The sequence below is a fragment of the Methylobacterium sp. CM6246 genome (assembly GCF_054818005.1).
In genome coordinates this window covers 1,875,441-1,892,380 of sequence record NZ_JBTXKY010000001.1, presented here as the reverse complement: position 1 = coordinate 1,892,380, position 16,940 = coordinate 1,875,441, and the positions used below count along the sequence as shown (strand labels likewise).

The following is a 16,940-nucleotide window of genomic DNA, read 5'->3' as shown; positions in this document are numbered from 1 at the left end:
CCCGCGGACCTGGTCGTGGGCCCGCGGGGCGTCGAGGGCGTCCGTGTGGCGGCGGCCCGTTCGGGCGGGCGCCGTTTGGTTCAGCCCACCCGGCTCAGCCCACGTAGCCGAAGGCGACGCCGGGTTGGGCTGCGGTCTCGACCCACACGCTCTTGGTCTGGGTGTAGGCCATCAGCGCCTCGCGTCCGGAGGACCTGCCGAAGCCGGAGCGGCCGAACCCGCCGAAGGGCGAGGCGACGTTGATCGTCTTGTAGCCGTTGACCCAGAACGTCCCGGCCCTGACCGCGGCGGCGACCCGGTGGGCGCGGCCGACATCGTTCGTCCAGACCGCGCCGGCGAGGCCGTACGGCGTGGCGTTGGCGATCGCGACCGCCTCGTCCTCGGTCTCGAACGGCAGGACGGTCAGGACCGGGCCGAACACCTCGTCCCGGGCGATCGCCGCATCGGGCGTCACGCCGTCGATCACCGTCGGACCGAAGTAGAAGCCGCCGGTGTCCCGCAGGTTGGCCGGACAGGCGCCGCCCGCGGCGATGCGGGCGCCGGCATCCACGGCCTGGCCCACCATCGCGGCGATCTTGTCGCGTTGCCGCCGGTTGTTGATCGGGCCGATCTGGGTCGTCGGGTCGGTGGGCGCGCCCACCGGGATGCGGCCGGCGGCGTAGGACAGCCGCGCCACGAAATCGGCGTGCACCGACCGGTGGACGAGGAGGCGCGAGCCGGCCACGCAGCTCTGCCCGGCGCCGCCGAAGATCGCCGCCTGCGCGCCCACCAGGGCACGATCGAGGTCGGCATCGGCGAACACGATGTTGGCCGACTTGCCACCGAGCTCGAGCACGCTCGGCACGATGTTGCGCGCTGCCGCGGCCGCAATCTGCGCCCCGGCCTCGGCGGAGCCCACGAAGACCACCAGCCGCGTGTCGGCATGGGCGACGGCCGCCGCCCCGGTGGTCGGGCCCGCGCCCGCCAGCACCGAGACCAGGCCGCGCGGGATCCCCTCGGCCCGGTCGCACAGCATCCCGAGCGCCAGGGAGGTCAGCGGCGTCAGCTCGGAGGGCTTCAGCACCACCGCGTTGCCGGCGCACAGCGCCGGGGCGATCTGCCAGCCGGCGGTGAAGATCGGGGCGTTCCACGGCGTGATCTGCACCACGGTGCCGAACGGCTCGGCGCGGGTGTAGTTCAGGTGCGAGGTCGGGACCGGGATGACCTCGCCGTGCAGCTTGTCGCACCAGCCGGCGTAATATTCGAACATCTCCGCGACCTTGCCGACCTCGCCGCGCGTGTCGCGGATCGGCTTGCCGGCCGACAGGGTCTCCAGCTCGGCCAACGCGTCGGCGTTGTGCCGGATCAGGGCGGCCACCGCCCACATCGCCCGGCCGCGGGCCGCCGCCGTCATGCCCCACCAGGTCCGCTGGGCGGGCCGGGCCGCCGCCATGGCGGCATCCACGACGGACGCGCCGGCATCCGCAAAGCTCGCCACCACCCGGCCGTCCGCCGGGTTCACGAGGTCGAGGGTTTCCCCCGTTCCCACGAGGATCTCGCCGGACACCAGGCTACCGATGCGGTCGCCCAGGGAAAGGGCGGACAGAAGGTCCCGGATGCGCTGCGCCGCATCGCCGTGCACGCTGGTCGACATCAGTTGGCTCCGTTCGTGTTGCGGTAATCGGCCATGCGGGTGAAGTCCGCGGCGTCCGGGATGGCGTCGCGGGTGGTCCCCCAGATCTGCGCGACATGGGCGGACAGCGGCAGGTCGGCGCCGCTCTCGGCGGCCAGCGCCATGGCGAGGCGCACGTCCTTGCGCATCAGCCCCGCGGCAAAGCCGCTGTCGAAGGTGTTCGACAGGATCCAGCGAGGAAACATCACCTCGCTGATCGCGCTGCGCCCGGTGGCGGTGTTGACGACCTTGATCGCCTCCTCGGCCGACAGGCCGGCCGCCTCGGACAGGCGCATCGCCTCGCCCGTGGTCACGAGGTGGGCGGCGACCAGCAGGTTGTTCACGAGCTTGACGATGTTGCCGGCGCCGGACGGCCCGACATGCGGGGCGCGGGCCGACATCGCCGAGAGCACCGGCTCGGCCAGGGCGTAGTCGGCCTCCGAGCCGCCGACCATCATCGTCAGCGTGCCTTCGGCGGCCCCCGAGGGGCCTCCGCTCACTGGCGCGTCGAGCAGGGCATGGCCGGCCTCGGCGAGGCGCGCCGCCAGCCGCCGCGTGGTGCCGGGATCCGAGGTGGAGGTATCGACGACGACGACCTTCCGGTCGGTCCGGGACAGCAGGCCGCCTTCCGCCGTGACCACGGCCTCGACATCGCGGGCCAGGGGAAGCGAGAAGACCAGGGCATGCGCGCGACGCAGGACGTCGGTCAGGTCCGGGACGAACGAGACGCCGGCCGCCTCGACGGCGGCGCGCCGGGCGTCGCTGATGTCGTAGCCGATGACCGCGAAACCTTTGCGCGCCAAGGTCGCCGCCATGCCGAGACCCATATTGCCGAGCCCGACGACACCTATCGTCTCAATGTTCATTTCGACACCTTCCGTTTAGGAAATGGTATCGATCGTCGATACGGTCGCTACAAGACTTGCTTTGCGAACAAGTCGTTCTTGTAAAGGCAACACTCAGCGTTGCGGCTGGAAGGCGACCAGGTGTTCGGTGAGCCAGCCCAGCAGCCGACCCATCGCTTCCGGCAGCCGCCGTCCCGAGCGCACGACGAGGTGTGCGCTCGCCTCGGACAGGACCGGGTCGAGCAGGGGGATCACGGAGACGGCGCCGGTCTGCAGCTCGGCTGCGACGGCGAAACGCGGCAGGAACGCGACGCCCAACCCCGCCGTCACGAAGCGCCTGTGCAACTCGAACGACGCTGTCTCCAGGCGTGCGACGAGCCGGAAACCGCCATCGGCCTCGACGCGTCCCAGCAACTGGCGCACGCCATGATCGGAGGGAAGCAGGACGACCGGCTCGGAGGCGAAGGTGCGCAGGCCCACGGGGGTCGAGGAACCGGCGAGGGGATGGTTGTTCGGCAGGACGGCCAGCAGCGGGTGCCGCGCCGATACGACGCCGCGCACGTCCGGATGGGCGGGCGGGTTGTAGGCGAGACCGATATCCGTATCGCCCTGTGCGACCGCCGACAGCACACTGTCCGTTGTCCCAAGGGAGACCTGAAACGAGATTCCGGGGTAGGCCGTGACGAAGTTGGCCAGGCCGTTATCGAGCAGGTCGACCAGGAAGCCCGCGCCGCAGGTCAGCCGGATCGTCCCCCGCTGGACGCCGCGCAGCCGTTTGAGGTTGTCCTCGAGAAGGGCAGCCTCGTCGGCCTGGCGCTGCGCGTGCTGGGCGACGAGGCGCCCGGCCTCCGTCGGCACGACGCCGCGCGGCAGCCGCTCCAGAAGGTTCTCGCCGCACTCGGCCTCCATCTCGCTGATGTGGCGGCTGACCGCGGAGGCCGCGACGTTGAGCGCCTCCGCGGCGCCTCGGACGGAGCCGGTCCGGACGACGGCCAGGAAGTATCGCAGCGCTCGATCGTTCATCGTCAGGCGAGCGTGCGCTTTGGTCCTCCGCATATCAAGGCGTGAGCCCGCATCGACGGGGCCGAGCCATGCCTTCTGCCCATCGACCTTCGCCTGTGCCGCGCGGCCGGTCGCCTACCGTCGAGGCCCGACGCTCGGATCTCGCGTCGGACCAGCGGTGTCCGCCCCGTGGACGTACCGGCGGTCGAACCGATCACCCAGGCCGGTCAGCACCTCGTACCCGATGGTACCCGCATCGGCCGCGACCGCGTCTAGCGAGCGGTGCGGGCCGATGATCTCAACCGCGTCGTCCTCGGCCAGCGCCCGGGGCGGGAGAGCCGAGGCGTCCACCACGATGCTGTCCATCGATACCCGGCCGAGGATGGGCAGCGCGACGCCGCCCGCCCAGACCGCGCCGCGACCGCTGGCACTCCTCAGAAATCCGTCCGCATAGCCGACCGCCACGGTCGCGAGGCGCGACGCGACCGCCGTCCGTGCGGTGTAGCCGTATCCGACCGCCGTCCCGGCCGGCACGTCGCGCACCTGCAGGACGCGGGCCTCCAGCTTGATCGCCGGCTGCAGGGGGTTGGGACGCCCAGCAACCGGCGCCACCCCGAACAGGGCCGCACCCGGCCGCGCGACATCGTAATGGTAATCCGCTCCCAGGAAGATGCCGGAGGACGCGGCGAGGCTGGCGCGCATGGGCGGCAGCCGGCGCCGCGCATCCTCGAAGCGGGACCGTTGCGTCGGGTTCGCATCGCTGTCGGGGGCGTCCGCGCAGGCCAGGTGGCTCATGATGAGCCGCCACGCCACGGCATCGTGCTCGCTCGCCCGACCCGCGACGGCCGCGATTTCGGCGGGAGACAGGCCGAAGCGGCTCATGCCGGAATCGACGTGCAACAGCCCCGGCAACCGGCATGCCCGCGTCCGGGCCAGCGCGGCCCAGCGCGCGAGCTGGCCCGGCGTATTGAGGACCGGCACCAGCCCGTGCTCCAGGCACTCGGCTTCGGCCCCGCGGGGGGCTCCGTGCAGGATCCACACGGCGGCGGCCCGGGGAACGTGCCGCCGGAGGGCGATCCCTTCGTCGAGATGGGCCACGAAGAAGGTTCGGCATCCGGCCGCGGACAGGACGGGGGCAACGCGCGCGGCGCCCAGGCCATACGCGTCCGCCTTCAGCACCGCGGCACATTCCGCCCCGGCGAGGCGGCCTGACAGGATCCGATAATTGGCCGCGATGGCGTCGAGATCGACCGTCAGAATTGCCCCCGCGTGCGGACGCCCGCCATCGTCGAACGCGTCCACCCTATCCGCCTCCCGATCACACACGCGCGCGTCCACCGGTCTCAGGCCGCGTAACGGCCGACGGCGAGGTCTTCGTGGGCGATGTCGGGCGCCCGGGCGGACATCAGGTCCGCAAGGAGCCGGCCTGACCCGCAGGCCATGGTCCAGCCAAGGGTGCCGTGGCCGGTATTCGTATACAGGTTGTCATACCGCGTCGCCCCGACGATGGGCGTCCCGTCCGGCGTCATCGGGCGCAGGCCCGTCCAGAACGTCGCCCGGCTGAGGTCGCCCCCGGCCGGAAACAGGTCGTGGACGCATCGCTCCAGGGTCGCGCGGCGGGGCGGGCGCAGGGCCTGGCTGAAGCCGGCGAGCTCGGCGGTGCCGCCGACCCGTATGCGGTCGCCGAGCCGGGTCAAGCCGACCTTGAACGTCTCGTCCATCACGGTGGAGACCGGAGCCGCCTCCGGATCCGTGACGGGCAGGGTCAGGGAGTAGCCCTTGACCGGGTAGATCGGCAGGTTCAGCCCGAGCGGCCGCAGGAGCGCCGGGGTGAAGCTGCCCATCGCCGCCACGTAGGCGTCGGCGCGCAGCACCTCGGACCCGCAGGCGACGCCGGTCACGCGACCGCCCGAGGCCTGGAGCCCCGTCACGGTCATGGTGTAGCGGAACGTCACGCCGAGCCCCTCGCAGATGGCGGCGAGCCTCTGGGTGAACAGGTGGGCATCCCCGGTCTCGTCACCGGTGAGACGCAGGCCGCCCGCGATCTTGTCCTTCACGCGGTCCAGCGCCGGCTCGGCGGCGACGCAGCCCGCCGGGTCCAGGACCTGATAGGCCACGCCGTAGGCGTCCAGGACCTTCGTGTCGTCGCCCACGTGGTCGAGCTGCTTGCGCGTGCGGAACAGCTGCAGCGTGCCCTGTTCGCGGTGGTCGTAGGCGATGCCGGTCTCGTCGCGCAGGTCGCGCAGGACGTCGCGGCTGTATTCCGCGAGCCGCACCATCCGGCCCTTGTTGCGGGCGTAGGCCTCCTCCGTGCAGTTCGCCAGCATGCGGGCGAGCCAACCGTAGAGACGGGGCTCGACGGACGGCCACAGGACCAGGGGGCGGTGGCGCATCATCAGCCACTTCATCGCCTTGACCGGGATACCCGGCGCGGCCCAGGGGGCGGAATATCCGGGGGAGACCTGGCCGGCATTGGCGAAGCTGGTCTCCAGGCCGGAGGCGGGCTGCCGGTCGATCACCGTGACCTCATGGCCGGCCTTCGCCAGATAATAGGCAGAGGACACGCCGACCACGCCACTTCCCAGAACCAAGACCCGCATGATCGCTCTCCTCGGCACCGAACATCCGCATTCGGCGCTCAGCCGCCACCCGGAACGCCGCGATCGCGGAATCCTCAGAGGGGTCTGCGGGAAACGCGTCGCCCGGTCGCCGGCCGAGGTGTATCGAACATCGAAAGCCGCGCACGATGCTGCGAACATGTTGCAGGTTTTGCCAAACCGATGCCATGTAACGACAGGAACTGCCACGGAACGACAGATCGTTGCGCGATGCCACAGGATGAAATCGACACCGCCATCCTCCACGCCCTGCGCGCGGATGCCCGGATGCCCAACGCGGCCCTGGCCAAGCGCGTCGGCCTGTCCGCTTCCGCCTGCCTGCGCAGGCTGCGGATGCTGGAGCGGGACGGGACGATCCGAGGCTACACCGTGCTGCTCGACGCGTCGGCGGCATCGGGCCTCGTGGTGAAGACCCAGATCGAGCTGGAGCGGCAGACGGAGGATTACTTGAACCGATTCGAGGCCGCCGTCCGCCGCTGCCCGGACATCCAGGACTGCTACCTCATGACGGGCAGCTCGGATTACCTGCTGAAAATCCGGGTGGCCGATGCCGGGGAGTACGAGCGGCTTCACCGATCCGTGCTGTCGAAGCTGCCCGGCGTATCCCGGATCCAATCCAGCTTCACGATCCGGAGCGTCGTCGGCCGCTGACCTGCGATCACACGATATCCGGCCAGCATGACGGGCAATCCGCGGCCGAACGGCCATCACCGGATGCAGCGCAGGCGACCTGCCCCCGATCGCGGCGGCCGGCTGACACGCCATCGCATCGCGGGACGGGACATCCGTCGCTCGCGCCGAGGCCTGCGGGACGGCGGCGATCGATAGGTTGGGTCCACCTATTCCGGCGGAACGCCCACGAGATCCGCCGGGCGATGGGCGAATCGCGCTCGATCACGCACAGGCATCGGCCGGTGCCCCCCAGCCTGAAGTGCGGTCGGATCGCGACGCAGCAGCCGGCCTCCACGATCGCCTGCACGACCTCGAAAACGTGACGATGCGCGTGGATCTTCGGCTCGCAGCCGACGGCGCGGCAGGCCCCGACTACGATCTCCGGATAACCTTTGTCGGGGTTGTCCAACGCCCGGATTTCGATCCGCCGGTCGTGGAGCGTCACGGCCGCCCTGCCGGACGAGGCGGAGGCGGTGTACGGAGAGATGACCCCGATTACCGTCTCGGCGTGCAGGCTCGGCGTGCAGGACGAGGCGTGCGCCGGCGGGTGAGGACGGATGCCCCCTCGGCCGCGCCCTTCGACCAGGGTGATGCCCAGCTCGGCTTCGAGGCGGGCGATCTGCTGGGACAATGCCGCCGGCGAGACGCCCAGCGCTTCGGCCAGCGAAGCCCTGGTCCCGCGCACGGACAGCTGCCGGAGCGTGCGCCGGAGCGCGGGAGCCATTGCCCGCGCCCGGCCGGTGACTGTCTCCACGACGGCGCCGGCCGCCGGAGCCCCCGGCTTCGCGAGCCGGGGGGCACCGGGGACGATTACGGATAGATCGGGAAGCGAGCGCAGAGTTCCGTGACCTGCCCATGGATCGCGCGGACGAGGGTCTCGTTGGACGGGGCCTTGACGATCTGCGCGATCCAGGTGCCGATCGCGCGAAACTCGTCGCCCCCGAAGCCGCGCGCGGTGCCGGCGTTGCTGGACAGGCGCAGACCCGACGGCGCCTCCGGGGGGCGCTCGTCGAACGGGATCTGGTTTTTGTTCACCGCCAGGCCCGCGTGCTCCAGCGCCTTCGCGGCGATGTCGCCGGTGATGCCCTGGTTGACGAGATCGACGAGCATCAGCCCGCAATCCGTGCCGCCGGCGACCAGGCGGACGCCGGCCTCCGCCAGCATGGCGGCCAGCATCCGGGCGTTATCGAGCACCGCCTGGTTGTAGCCCTTGAATTCCGGCCGGAGGGCCTCGCCGAAGCAGGCCGCCTTGGCGGCCACGATGTGCAGCATCACCGAGCCCTGCACGCCCGGGAAGATGCCGTAGTTGATCTTGTCGCTCAGCGCCTCGTCGTTCCAGAGCACGAGGCCGCCGCGGGCACCGCGGAGCGACTTGTAGGTGGTCGAGGTCACCACATGCGCGTGCGGCAACGGATCGGGATAGATCCCCGAGGCCACCAGCCCGGCGAAGTGGGCCATGTCGACGACCAGGTAGGCGCCGACCTCGTCGGCGATCGCGCGCAGTCCGGCGAAGTCCAGGACCCGGGCGTAGGCAGACCCGCCCGCGATGATCATCTTGGGCTTGTGCTGGCGGGCGAGGCCGCGAAGCTCGTCCAGATCGACGAGTTCGGTGTCGCGATTAACGCCGTACCGGACGATGTTGTAGTCCCGCCCGGTCAGAGTGGCGGGATGTCCGTGGCTGATATGGCCGCCCGCGGCGGTGTTCATCGACAGGATGGTGTCGCCAAGCTTCAGCAAACCAAGGAAGACGCCGCCATTCGCGTTCGATCCGGAATGCGACTGCACGTTCGCGAAGCGCGCGCCGAAGAGTTTCTTGACCCGCCGAAGGGCCAGATCTTCCACCGCGTCGGCGAATTCTGCGCCGCCGTAATACCGCGCGAAAGCGAAGCCCTCGACGGTCTTGTTGGTGAGGGCCGAGCCCTGCGCCTCGAGGACGAGTCGGGACACGATGTTCTCGGACGCGATCAACTCGATCCCGTTCTGCTGGCGTCGCAGCTCCCCGCGGATGGATGCCGCGAGTTCGGGATCGGCGTCGAGCCCCTCCGTGAAGTAGCCCTTGTGGAGGTATGTCATGTCGAAAGGCCCGGGCCGCAGAGAAGGAGGGAGACGCGGGTCGGCAGCCGTCGGGGCGCCGCGTGGGCGTGCCGCCGACCGCCCGTCCGCGATCCGTGATCGCCCTTTGGATGCGGTTTTTGCCGAGGGTCCGCAAACGACATATCGTGGCTGCGAGACCAAGCTCACCTAGGCCTTCGATGCCCCTTTCGCCGCCACGGCCGTCCCTCCCCTCGCTGAAGGCGCTCCGTGCCTTCGAGGCGGCCGCCCGCCACGAGGGCTTCGTCGGCGCGGCCGACGAACTCTGCGTCACCGCGGCCGCGATCGCGCAGCAGGTTCGCGCGCTGGAGGATTGGGTCGGCAGGCCGCTGTTTCACAGGAAGGCCCGGGGCCTTCAGCTGACGAGCGAAGCCCGGGCGATGCTGCCGCGCCTTGTCGAGGCGTTCGATGCCCTGGCCGGCGCGGCCCACGGCCTCCGTCGGCACGCCGACCGGCGGGAGATACAGATCGCGGCCCTCCCCTGCGTGGCGCAGCTCTGGCTCTCGCCGCGCCTCGGGGCGATGCGCAAGGCGTTCCCGAACCTCGAATTCTCGGTGGTCGCGCTGGAGAACCCGCCGGACTTCACCCGGGAGCTGTTCGACCTCGGCCTGTTCTTCGTGGACGGAAGCCTGCCCAACTGCACCGCCCACACGCTTGTGGAGGACCGGCTGTTTCCGGTCTGCTCGCCCCAACTCCTGGCCGGGCGCGGGCACAGCCTGGATCTGGCGGGCCTGGCCGACATGACGCTGCTCCACGACGCGCGATGGCGCAACGACTGGGCGCGATGGCTGCGACATGCCGGCGACAGGCGGGTCGACGCCCGCCGCGGATCGACGTTCTCGCTCTACAGCATGGCCGTGGAGGCGGCGATCGAGGAGGCCGGACTGCTGATCGGCCACAGCAGCCTCCTGCAGGCCCCGTTGGGGGACGGGCGCCTGCTGGCACCGATCGATGATGGGGCCGCCCTGCTCGGTCCCCCGCTCTCGCTGATCCTGCCCGAAGGGCGGGGGCTCGAGGAGGGAACGGAAGCCGTGGTCGCGTGGCTGCGCGAGACGGCGTCGCCCCCCCGCAGCACGGTAGGCGACCGGGCAGGCTGATCGCCTCAACGGCCGCTGCGCGCGTCGCGGATCGCGACACCCGTCACGCTGAACGTGCCACCCCTGTACCGGCCCGGCGGAGGTATGCGCGCGCCTCCTCCGGGGGGACCATGCTGCCGCCGGTAGCCCAGATGATATGCGTGGCCGCCTCCAAGCGGTCGCGGTCGAGGTTCAGGCGGGCGCGGTAGGCGTCGTCGGCCACGATGCGGGCGGGGCCGGGTGCGCCCGCGACCGCGGAGGGTTCTAACATGAGGCCTTCGCTGGCCTCGAGCAGAGCCAGGAGGTCGAGCAATTCCTGGTCGGCCACCGTGAAATAGCCATCCACCAGACGCTGCATCGCCCGGCCGACGAAGCCCGACGGCCGCCCCACCGCCAGGCCGTCCGCGACGGTCGCGTTGGAGATGCCGAAATCCTGAACCGCGATCTGCTCGTGCAGGCCGGTATAGACGCCGAGCAGCATGCAGGGCGAGGGCGTGGGCTCGGCAAACAGGCAGCGGACCGCATCCCCGAACACCAGCTTGAGCCCGAACGCGACCCCGCCCGGGCCACCGCCGACCCCGCAGGGCAGGTGGACGAAGAGCGGGTGCTGCGCATCGACCGGCACGCCGAGGGCGGCGAGCTGCGGCTTCAGCCGCAGGCCGGCGACCGCGTAGCCCAGGAACAGATCCTTGGAGTGCTCGTCGTCGACGAAATGGCAGTTCGGATCGGCGTCGGCCTCGGCACGCCCCTGGGCCACCGCGGCCCCGTAATCGCCGGCATGCTCGACCACCGTGACCCCGAAGGCGCGCAGGCGGTCCTTCTTCCACTGCCGTGCATCCGCCGACATGTGGACCGTGGTTCGGAACCCGATCTTGGCGCTCATGATGCCGATCGACAGGCCGAGATTGCCGGTGGAGCCGACCGCGACGCTGTAATCGGCGAAGAAGGCGCGCGCGCTTGCCCCGCCGAGCGCCGTGTAGTCGTCGCCGGTCGTGATCAGCCCGGCTCCGAGGGCCAAGGTCTCGGCCCGCTTCAGCACCTCGTAGAGGCCGCCGCGAGCCTTGATCGAGCCCGAGACCGGCAGGTGGCTGTCCTTCTTCAGCAGAAGCCGGCCGCCGCCCTCGTTGCCGTAGCGCCGACGGAGGGCGTCCGCGAAGGCGGGTACAGCGACGAGGTCCGACTCGATGATCCCCCCGGTGGCGGCGAGATCCGGGAAGAACCGGACGAGCAGCGGAGCGAAGCGCGCCAATCGCGCGCTCGCATCCTCGACGTCCGACAGGGTGAGCCCGGCATCGGCGAGCCCGGTCGCTGCCGGCGCGATGCCGGGGTTGAACCACGCGGTCTCCCGGCCCGCGATCAAGTCGCCGATCAGGGGATGAGTGGAGAGCCACATATCGAGCGGCCGTCCATGGATCGAAGGGGCTTGCCGGGTCATCGGGAGGGTCCTGGCTGGTCGACGCTCCGGCCCGGCGATCGCCGGGCGCCGGGTCGCAGACGGCGGGTCAGACCGTGTCATAAACCGGGACGTTGAGCGCGCGCAGCTCCCGGAGGATCGCCGCGCGGGTGCTGGCAAGCGCCCGGCTGACGCTCAGACGATTCTCAGGGCGTTCATGCAAGCGATCGAACGGATCTTCCTCTGGGGCTCGGGACCGGCGAGCCCCTCACCGTCCCATCCGCCCGCTCGCAGCCCTGCATTCAGTATTGCGAGAACATCTGCTGTATCTGCTTGGCATCGCTCGTTTTCGTTAGCGCAAGCATCAGAAGGACCCGGGCCTTCTGCGGGTTCAGGGTGTCCGACGTCACGGTGCCGAGGGCGTCGTCGTCGTGTTCGCCATTGCGTTCGACCAAGCCGCCGTTGACGCGGGACGAACGCACGACGACCACACCCTTGCCCACCCCGGCCGCGACCGCCGGCTGGACGGCCTTGGGGATGCTGCTGTTGCCGGTTCCGGCATAGACGATGCCCTTGGCACCGTCTCCGATGGCCGCGTTCAGGAGGGCGGGGCCGACATCGACGTAGGAATAGACGATCGCCACACGCGGCAACGCGCGCAGCATGGAGACGTCGAACTCCGTCGCGGCGGTGTGCGGTCGCGTCGTCGTCCGGTAGAAATGCGGCTTGTGCCCCTGCATGATGCCCAAGGCGCCGACATCGGGCGCCTTGAACGCGTCCAACCCGGTGGTGTTCGTCTTCGTCACATCGCGGGCGGCATAGATCCCCTCGTTGAGCGTGACCAGCACGCCGCCCCCCCTGGCGGCGGGGTCCGCGGCGATGGCCACGGCGTTGGCCAGGTTCGCCGGTCCGTCGGCGCTGACGGCCCCCGATCCCCGCATGGACCCGACCACCACGACCGGCTTATCGCTCTTGACGACGAGGTCGAGGAAATACGCAGTCTCCTCCAGCGTGTCGGTTCCGTGCGTGACCACGACGCCGTCCGCGGCGCCGGAGGCCAGGACCTCGTCGATCCGACGGGCCAGGCGCAGCTAGACCTCGGCGGTGATGTCCGGGCTGGAGACCTGCGCGATTTGCTCGGCGCTGACGTCCGCGGCGGCATCCAGCCCTGGGACCGCGGCGACCAGCGCAGAGCCCGAGAGGACGGAATCCTTGCCGGTCGTCTGCGCGATGGCCCCACCGGTCGCCAGGACCAGGACCCTCGGCTTCGCTTGCGGTCCGGCCGCGGAGGCGGGCGCGCCGCCGAGGGTCATGACCACCGATAGGGTGGCGACGGTCGCGCCGATACGTCCGAGCATGATCTTGCTTTTCCGGGTTGTGGCAGCTTCAGGCTCCCCGATCGGGGCCAACCGTCGACCGCTGCCTGGGTGAAGACGCCAGTCCGGCGCCGGGAACGCGAAGACCCGGGCGGCTTCAGGCGGAGACGGGGCGTTTGCTCGTCTCCGGCATGACCGGTCCTTCGAAGAGTTCGCCCTCCCATTTCGCCACCGCCGCGGTGGCGACGCCGTTGCCGATGACGTTCGTCATGGTCCGCCCCATGTCCAGGAACTGGTCTGGCCTGCCCCCTGGAAAGTGGCTCTTCGCCAAGTTTGGTGGATTGGGTCGGCTGGGGGTGCTGGGAGGTAGCTCCTGGCTGAACCGGGCAGGGATTCTCAGATCAGGGCATGACCCTTCTCTGTTACATCCCCGGTTGTCGCGTTCTCCACGTCACGCGTGCAGAGAGCACTGCCCTTCGCATTGCCGCTCAAGCGAAGCGCGATCATGCCCGTTGCTCAGGTTGTCGTACGGTCAGCCGGTCAGTGCATAGTCGCTATCACCGGCGTCCCGCCGACCTACCGACGAGCGGTCAGGAGGTGCGCCTGAACCTGACGATCCGGCGCTTCTACTGCCACGATCCTGCTTGCGCGCGTCGGACCTTCGCCGAGCGTGTGCCTCGCCTCCTCGACCGCTACGCTCAGAGGACCCGCCGGCTGGCCGATGCCCAGGTTCGGACCGCGCTGGCGCTCGGTGCCACGCCCGCCGCCCGGCTGCTGCCGCACCTGGCGATGCCGACCAGTGCCACGACACTGCTGAGGGGCATCCGCAAATGGCCGCTGCCGACCCGATCCAAACCGATCATCGTCGGGGTAGACGACTGGGCCCTGCGCAAGGGCCGAACCTACGGCACCATCCTGGTCGACCTCGAACGCCGCCATGCCATCGACCTGCTGCCGGATCGTTCGGCCGCGACGCTGGCGGCTCGGCTCCGGCGAGACCCGCAGATCCAGGTCGTGGCACGGGACCGCTCGACCGAATATGCGCGTGGGACCACCATGGGTGCGCCCGATGCCGTTCAGGTCGCAGACCGGTGGCATCTCCTGCTCAATACCCGACAGATGGTCGAGCGCTGGCTCGCCCGCGTCCATCCGCGTCTGAAGCTGTTGCCGGCCGTGGCGCCGTCATCGCCCTCGATCCGGCGCGTCACGGCCTTCCCACGCGCACCGTCCGAGATGCTCGCGCGAGCTGCGGCCCGCGGCCGATGGGAAGCGGCCTACGATGACGTGCGTCGCCGCCATGCGGAGGGACAGTCGCTTCGGCGCATCAATCGCGAGACCGGCTTGGCCCGGGCCACGGTGCGCAAGTACGCCTTCGCCGCGAGCTTCCCCCGGAACGGCATGCGCGAGCCGCAGCCGAGCATGCTCGATCCTTATCTCGGGCACCTGCATGCCGCCTGGATGAGGGGTGCGAGAACGCGACGCAGCTCTGGCGCGAACTTCAGGGTATCGGATTTGCCGGCACCGCGAAGCAGGTGCGTCGCTGGTTATCCGAGCGGCGCGCAGGCCCGGCTGGAATGACCATCCGGTCGCCGCCAGCAACAGCTGACATCCGTGTTGCGATCTCCACCGCATCACCCCTCGCCTCATCCAAGCAACTGTCCTGGTATCTCTTGCGTGAGCCCGAAGACCTCGACCCCGAGGCAGCCGCGGTCGTCGCGCGCGTCCTGCAGGATCCCGAAGCGGCCAAGGTCGTCGATCTCGGCCGCCGCTTCTGCCGGATCGTCCGGAGCCGCTCTCATCCGCCGCCATCGGGAAGATCGGATGTCACGGCGTTCGATGAATGGCTGGGCGACGCCCAAAACTGCGGCGTCCGCATCGTCGAGAACTTCGCTGCCAGCATCGGTCAGGACGCAGACGCCGTGCGGTCCGCGCTGACACTCCCTTGGAGCAGTGGGCAGGCTGAAGGGCAGATCACACGTCTCAAGCTCTTGAAGCGCGCCATGTACGGCCGCGCCAACCTCGATCTCCTCCGCCGACGGTTCCTCCTCGCAGCCTGATCCACCAAACTTGGCGAAGAGCCAGTTTGGTGGGTCAGGGTCAGTCGGCGGCGACTGTTGCAGAGTCCGATCAAAAGCCGCCTGATGCTACGAGTCAGGCCCGCGGCTTCGGTGTCGTGGGAACAGCTGTCACCCGCGTTTCCCGGAAGCGCGCCTTGACCGTCGCGATCTGCCCGGGATCCGGCTCGGCGAGGATCGGCCCCCAGCCCTTTATCGACCGCGCCCTGGCATAATTGGTTGTGGCTGTCCGGTCGGTTGCATGTCCGAGTAGAGCAGCGACGCTATCACGCTGCATCGTCCCCTTCGCCCGCCCGGCCACCACGTGGCGGCCCGTGTAGAACGCTATCGGCCGGTTACGGAGGGTCGGCACTCGCGCGGCGGCCCGTTTGCAGGCGGCGCGCAGCTGCCCGCGCGCCGCCGGGTAGATTACCTTCGACCAGGACTTCTTCGCCATCGTGTTCGACAGGCAATTGAGGAAGCTGGCCAACCCCGCGGTGTATTCCTCGGGGAGGCGATCCAACCCAAGACTGCGACTCTCGCCGTTCGCCCGGCCGTTCGTAGCCTTCGCGTTGGCCACCACGAGGCATCCCTTCACGATAGATGCGCTGGCCCACTCACTGGGCCTCAGGCCGAACTCGTGCCCGTACAGCAACAGTCCATAAGCGATGGCGGCGGCGAAGTGTGTCGCGGCAGTGAGTTCGGCCAGGATCGCCTCGAGCTCGGACGGCGTGTCACTCTTGCGCTTACGCGCGCTGGTGCGTGGCGGACCACCCACACGGGGTGATGGCGCTGGCCCCGTCTTCAGGCAATCGAGCGCGTCCTGGTACTGCGCGTCATCAGGCATCCTCTGGAGCACTTCCTCAAGAACCGCCTGGATCGCCGCCTTGTAGGATCGGATCGTGGCCGGCTCCCAACGCCCGCCCGCCGCGAGGAACCAAGTTACCAGGATGATCAGGCCGAGACGCGGATCAAGATCGTCGTGGCCTCCTTCGCGAAACGCCTGCTTGGTCAACCGCCTGACCACCTTCGCCTGGGCGACAAACGTCGCTCGAGTGCGCGTCGGTTTCTCGTCGAACACAGCGTATTCCCCACGTTACTGCGCGCCGCAACAACACTCCGGATGGGCCGCCCAACAACAGCGCTCCCAAGCCCGTCCCGACTGCACCGATGGAAGCGCGCATCGCCGTATCGGCGACCGTTCTGGCGCATAGCCATAGATTTCACCGATCCTATGAAAATATCAATTTCAACTCACAGCCTCATCTCGCGTTAGAGGCACCCACCAACGAAATTGAACTTCGATCCATCTCTGCCGATCAACTCAGAGCTTGTCGAAAAATAATTTCTTTCTCTGTGATAAGCCTATTGCCTCTTGCGAGAGCCTGCAGAATTTTGATCCTCGAAAGCCGCGAGGAATTCCGATGCCTGCTCGACCCGCCAATGATTGTGTCCGCGATCCGCGCCTGGAAATCAGCGCCTTTTCGCGGGCGGAGTGCCCGGAAACGATCGTCCGGCTATTCACGCCCGCGGATGGGGAGACGGTGACCGCTCTTCGCGGCGACTGCCCCGGAACCGTGGCGGCCTACCTCGCCCTGTTGGCTGCGGCACGGATCGCGGTCTGTACCGGCCATGACCGCTCGGTGGCGGCCACGCAGCTCGTCGGCAGCAAGATAATTGTCCCGGTCTCGTGCCAGCCCGAGGAGCGCGAGGCTTGGCAGGCCCGAATGATCGCTGGTCTGGACGAAAGCCTCGGTCTCCACCGGGTGCTGGCCGTAGTCCTGCGGGAGCAAGAAGGAGCCGTGGCGATCGAGGCGCTCGTGCGCCCGAACGACGTCGGCATGCATGCCCGCTGGGACTGGTTCCCGCGTCTCCAGCACGGCTCGGCGTCGGCCACCAGCCCCCACACGCGGACACCGCGCTCGGACCGTCCCGCCAACCGGCCCGACCCGTCCCGCCGAGCACCGCTCTGGATCCGGTTGAGCGATCTTCGCGCGGCGACGTCGATCACGGTCGCACCCGCCGACGCTCGTCCCGTGGTGAAGCGTCGTCCGTCCCACCCGCTGCGGTCAGCGCTACTGGCGGGCGTCCGGTCCCCGTCGCCGCTGCCCTCCCAGGATGGTCCGGTGGAGGACGTCGCATGCACCCTGCCCGCCACGCAGCAGGGCGCTGACGTCGAGGCGATAATGGAGGTCGGGTCGCCGGCATCGATCGCCAGCCGC

General features: G+C 69.5%; 12 protein-coding genes and 3 pseudogenes. 3 read left to right on the top strand and 12 right to left on the bottom strand.

What is annotated here, in order from left to right; genetic code table 11:
• Positions 1–94 precede the first annotated feature (94 nt).
• The 5 genes from ACYQPG_RS09355 to ACYQPG_RS09335 form a co-directional block, all read right to left on the bottom strand.
• A complete protein-coding gene (locus ACYQPG_RS09355) occupies positions 95–1,633 on the bottom strand; it encodes an aldehyde dehydrogenase family protein (protein WP_419829285.1) in 1,539 nt (512 codons plus the stop codon).
• Complete coding sequence (locus tag ACYQPG_RS09350; RefSeq protein WP_419829284.1) at positions 1,633–2,517, bottom strand: NAD(P)-dependent oxidoreductase; 885 nt, start codon at positions 2,515–2,517, stop codon at positions 1,633–1,635. Before ACYQPG_RS09350 ends, ACYQPG_RS09355 begins: the two co-directional genes overlap by 1 nt.
• A gap of 93 nt (positions 2,518–2,610) precedes the next feature.
• Positions 2,611–3,519: a LysR family transcriptional regulator gene (locus ACYQPG_RS09345; protein WP_147940483.1), complete on the bottom strand. Its 909-nt coding sequence runs from the start codon at positions 3,517–3,519 to the stop codon at positions 2,611–2,613.
• Positions 3,520–3,633: 114 nt separating this feature from the next.
• A complete protein-coding gene (gene alr, locus ACYQPG_RS09340; protein WP_461230786.1) occupies positions 3,634–4,800 on the bottom strand; it encodes an alanine racemase in 1,167 nt (388 codons plus the stop codon).
• Between the two features lie 41 nt (positions 4,801–4,841).
• Positions 4,842–6,098 carry a D-amino acid dehydrogenase gene (locus ACYQPG_RS09335; RefSeq protein WP_419829282.1) on the bottom strand — a complete coding sequence of 419 codons (1,257 nt, stop codon included), beginning with the start codon at positions 6,096–6,098 and terminating at the stop codon, positions 4,842–4,844.
• 228 nt (positions 6,099–6,326) lie between these two features.
• Here ACYQPG_RS09335 and ACYQPG_RS09330 point away from each other — a divergent pair, with 228 nt between their 5' ends.
• Positions 6,327–6,767 (top strand): Lrp/AsnC family transcriptional regulator, encoded by a 441-nt coding sequence (locus ACYQPG_RS09330; RefSeq protein WP_461230785.1) that lies wholly within the window; start codon positions 6,327–6,329, stop codon positions 6,765–6,767.
• Positions 6,768–6,774: 7 nt separating this feature from the next.
• On the opposite strand, the gene ACYQPG_RS09325 is transcribed toward ACYQPG_RS09330, so the two are convergent.
• Positions 6,775–7,512 carry a LysR family transcriptional regulator gene (locus tag ACYQPG_RS09325; protein WP_461230784.1) on the bottom strand — a complete coding sequence of 246 codons (738 nt, stop codon included), beginning with the start codon at positions 7,510–7,512 and terminating at the stop codon, positions 6,775–6,777.
• An 86-nt stretch (positions 7,513–7,598) separates the two neighbouring features.
• On the bottom strand, positions 7,599–8,861 hold the full coding sequence (locus ACYQPG_RS09320) for a serine hydroxymethyltransferase (RefSeq protein ID WP_419829280.1): 1,263 nt from the start codon (positions 8,859–8,861) through the stop codon (positions 7,599–7,601).
• A 179-nt stretch (positions 8,862–9,040) separates the two neighbouring features.
• Here ACYQPG_RS09320 and ACYQPG_RS09315 point away from each other — a divergent pair, with 179 nt between their 5' ends.
• The gene (locus ACYQPG_RS09315) at positions 9,041–9,976 is read left to right on the top strand and encodes a LysR substrate-binding domain-containing protein (RefSeq protein WP_187278514.1); all 936 of its coding nucleotides are present in this window, start codon (positions 9,041–9,043) and stop codon (positions 9,974–9,976) included.
• 43 nt (positions 9,977–10,019) lie between these two features.
• Here ACYQPG_RS09315 and ACYQPG_RS09310 read toward each other — a convergent pair whose 3' ends face one another.
• The 3 genes and pseudogenes from ACYQPG_RS09310 to ACYQPG_RS09300 all read right to left on the bottom strand — a co-directional run.
• On the bottom strand, positions 10,020–11,390 hold the full coding sequence (locus tag ACYQPG_RS09310; protein ID WP_419829279.1) for a D-serine ammonia-lyase: 1,371 nt from the start codon (positions 11,388–11,390) through the stop codon (positions 10,020–10,022).
• Positions 11,391–11,650: 260 nt separating this feature from the next.
• Positions 11,651–12,661 (bottom strand): annotated as a pseudogene (locus ACYQPG_RS09305) (asparaginase).
• Positions 12,662–12,821: 160 nt separating this feature from the next.
• Positions 12,822–12,962: pseudogene (locus ACYQPG_RS09300) on the bottom strand (dicarboxylate/amino acid:cation symporter); the annotation flags it as partial.
• A gap of 110 nt (positions 12,963–13,072) precedes the next feature.
• On the opposite strand from ACYQPG_RS09300, the pseudogene ACYQPG_RS09295 reads away from it, so the two are divergent.
• Positions 13,073–14,721, top strand: a pseudogene (locus ACYQPG_RS09295) (ISL3 family transposase).
• A gap of 94 nt (positions 14,722–14,815) precedes the next feature.
• Here the strand turns inward: ACYQPG_RS09295 and ACYQPG_RS09290 are convergent.
• Complete coding sequence (locus tag ACYQPG_RS09290; RefSeq protein WP_419829278.1) at positions 14,816–15,799, bottom strand: hypothetical protein; 984 nt, start codon at positions 15,797–15,799, stop codon at positions 14,816–14,818.
• Between the two features lie 436 nt (positions 15,800–16,235).
• A complete protein-coding gene (locus ACYQPG_RS09285; protein WP_461230783.1) occupies positions 16,236–16,565 on the bottom strand; it encodes a hypothetical protein in 330 nt (109 codons plus the stop codon).
• Positions 16,566–16,940 lie beyond the last annotated feature (375 nt).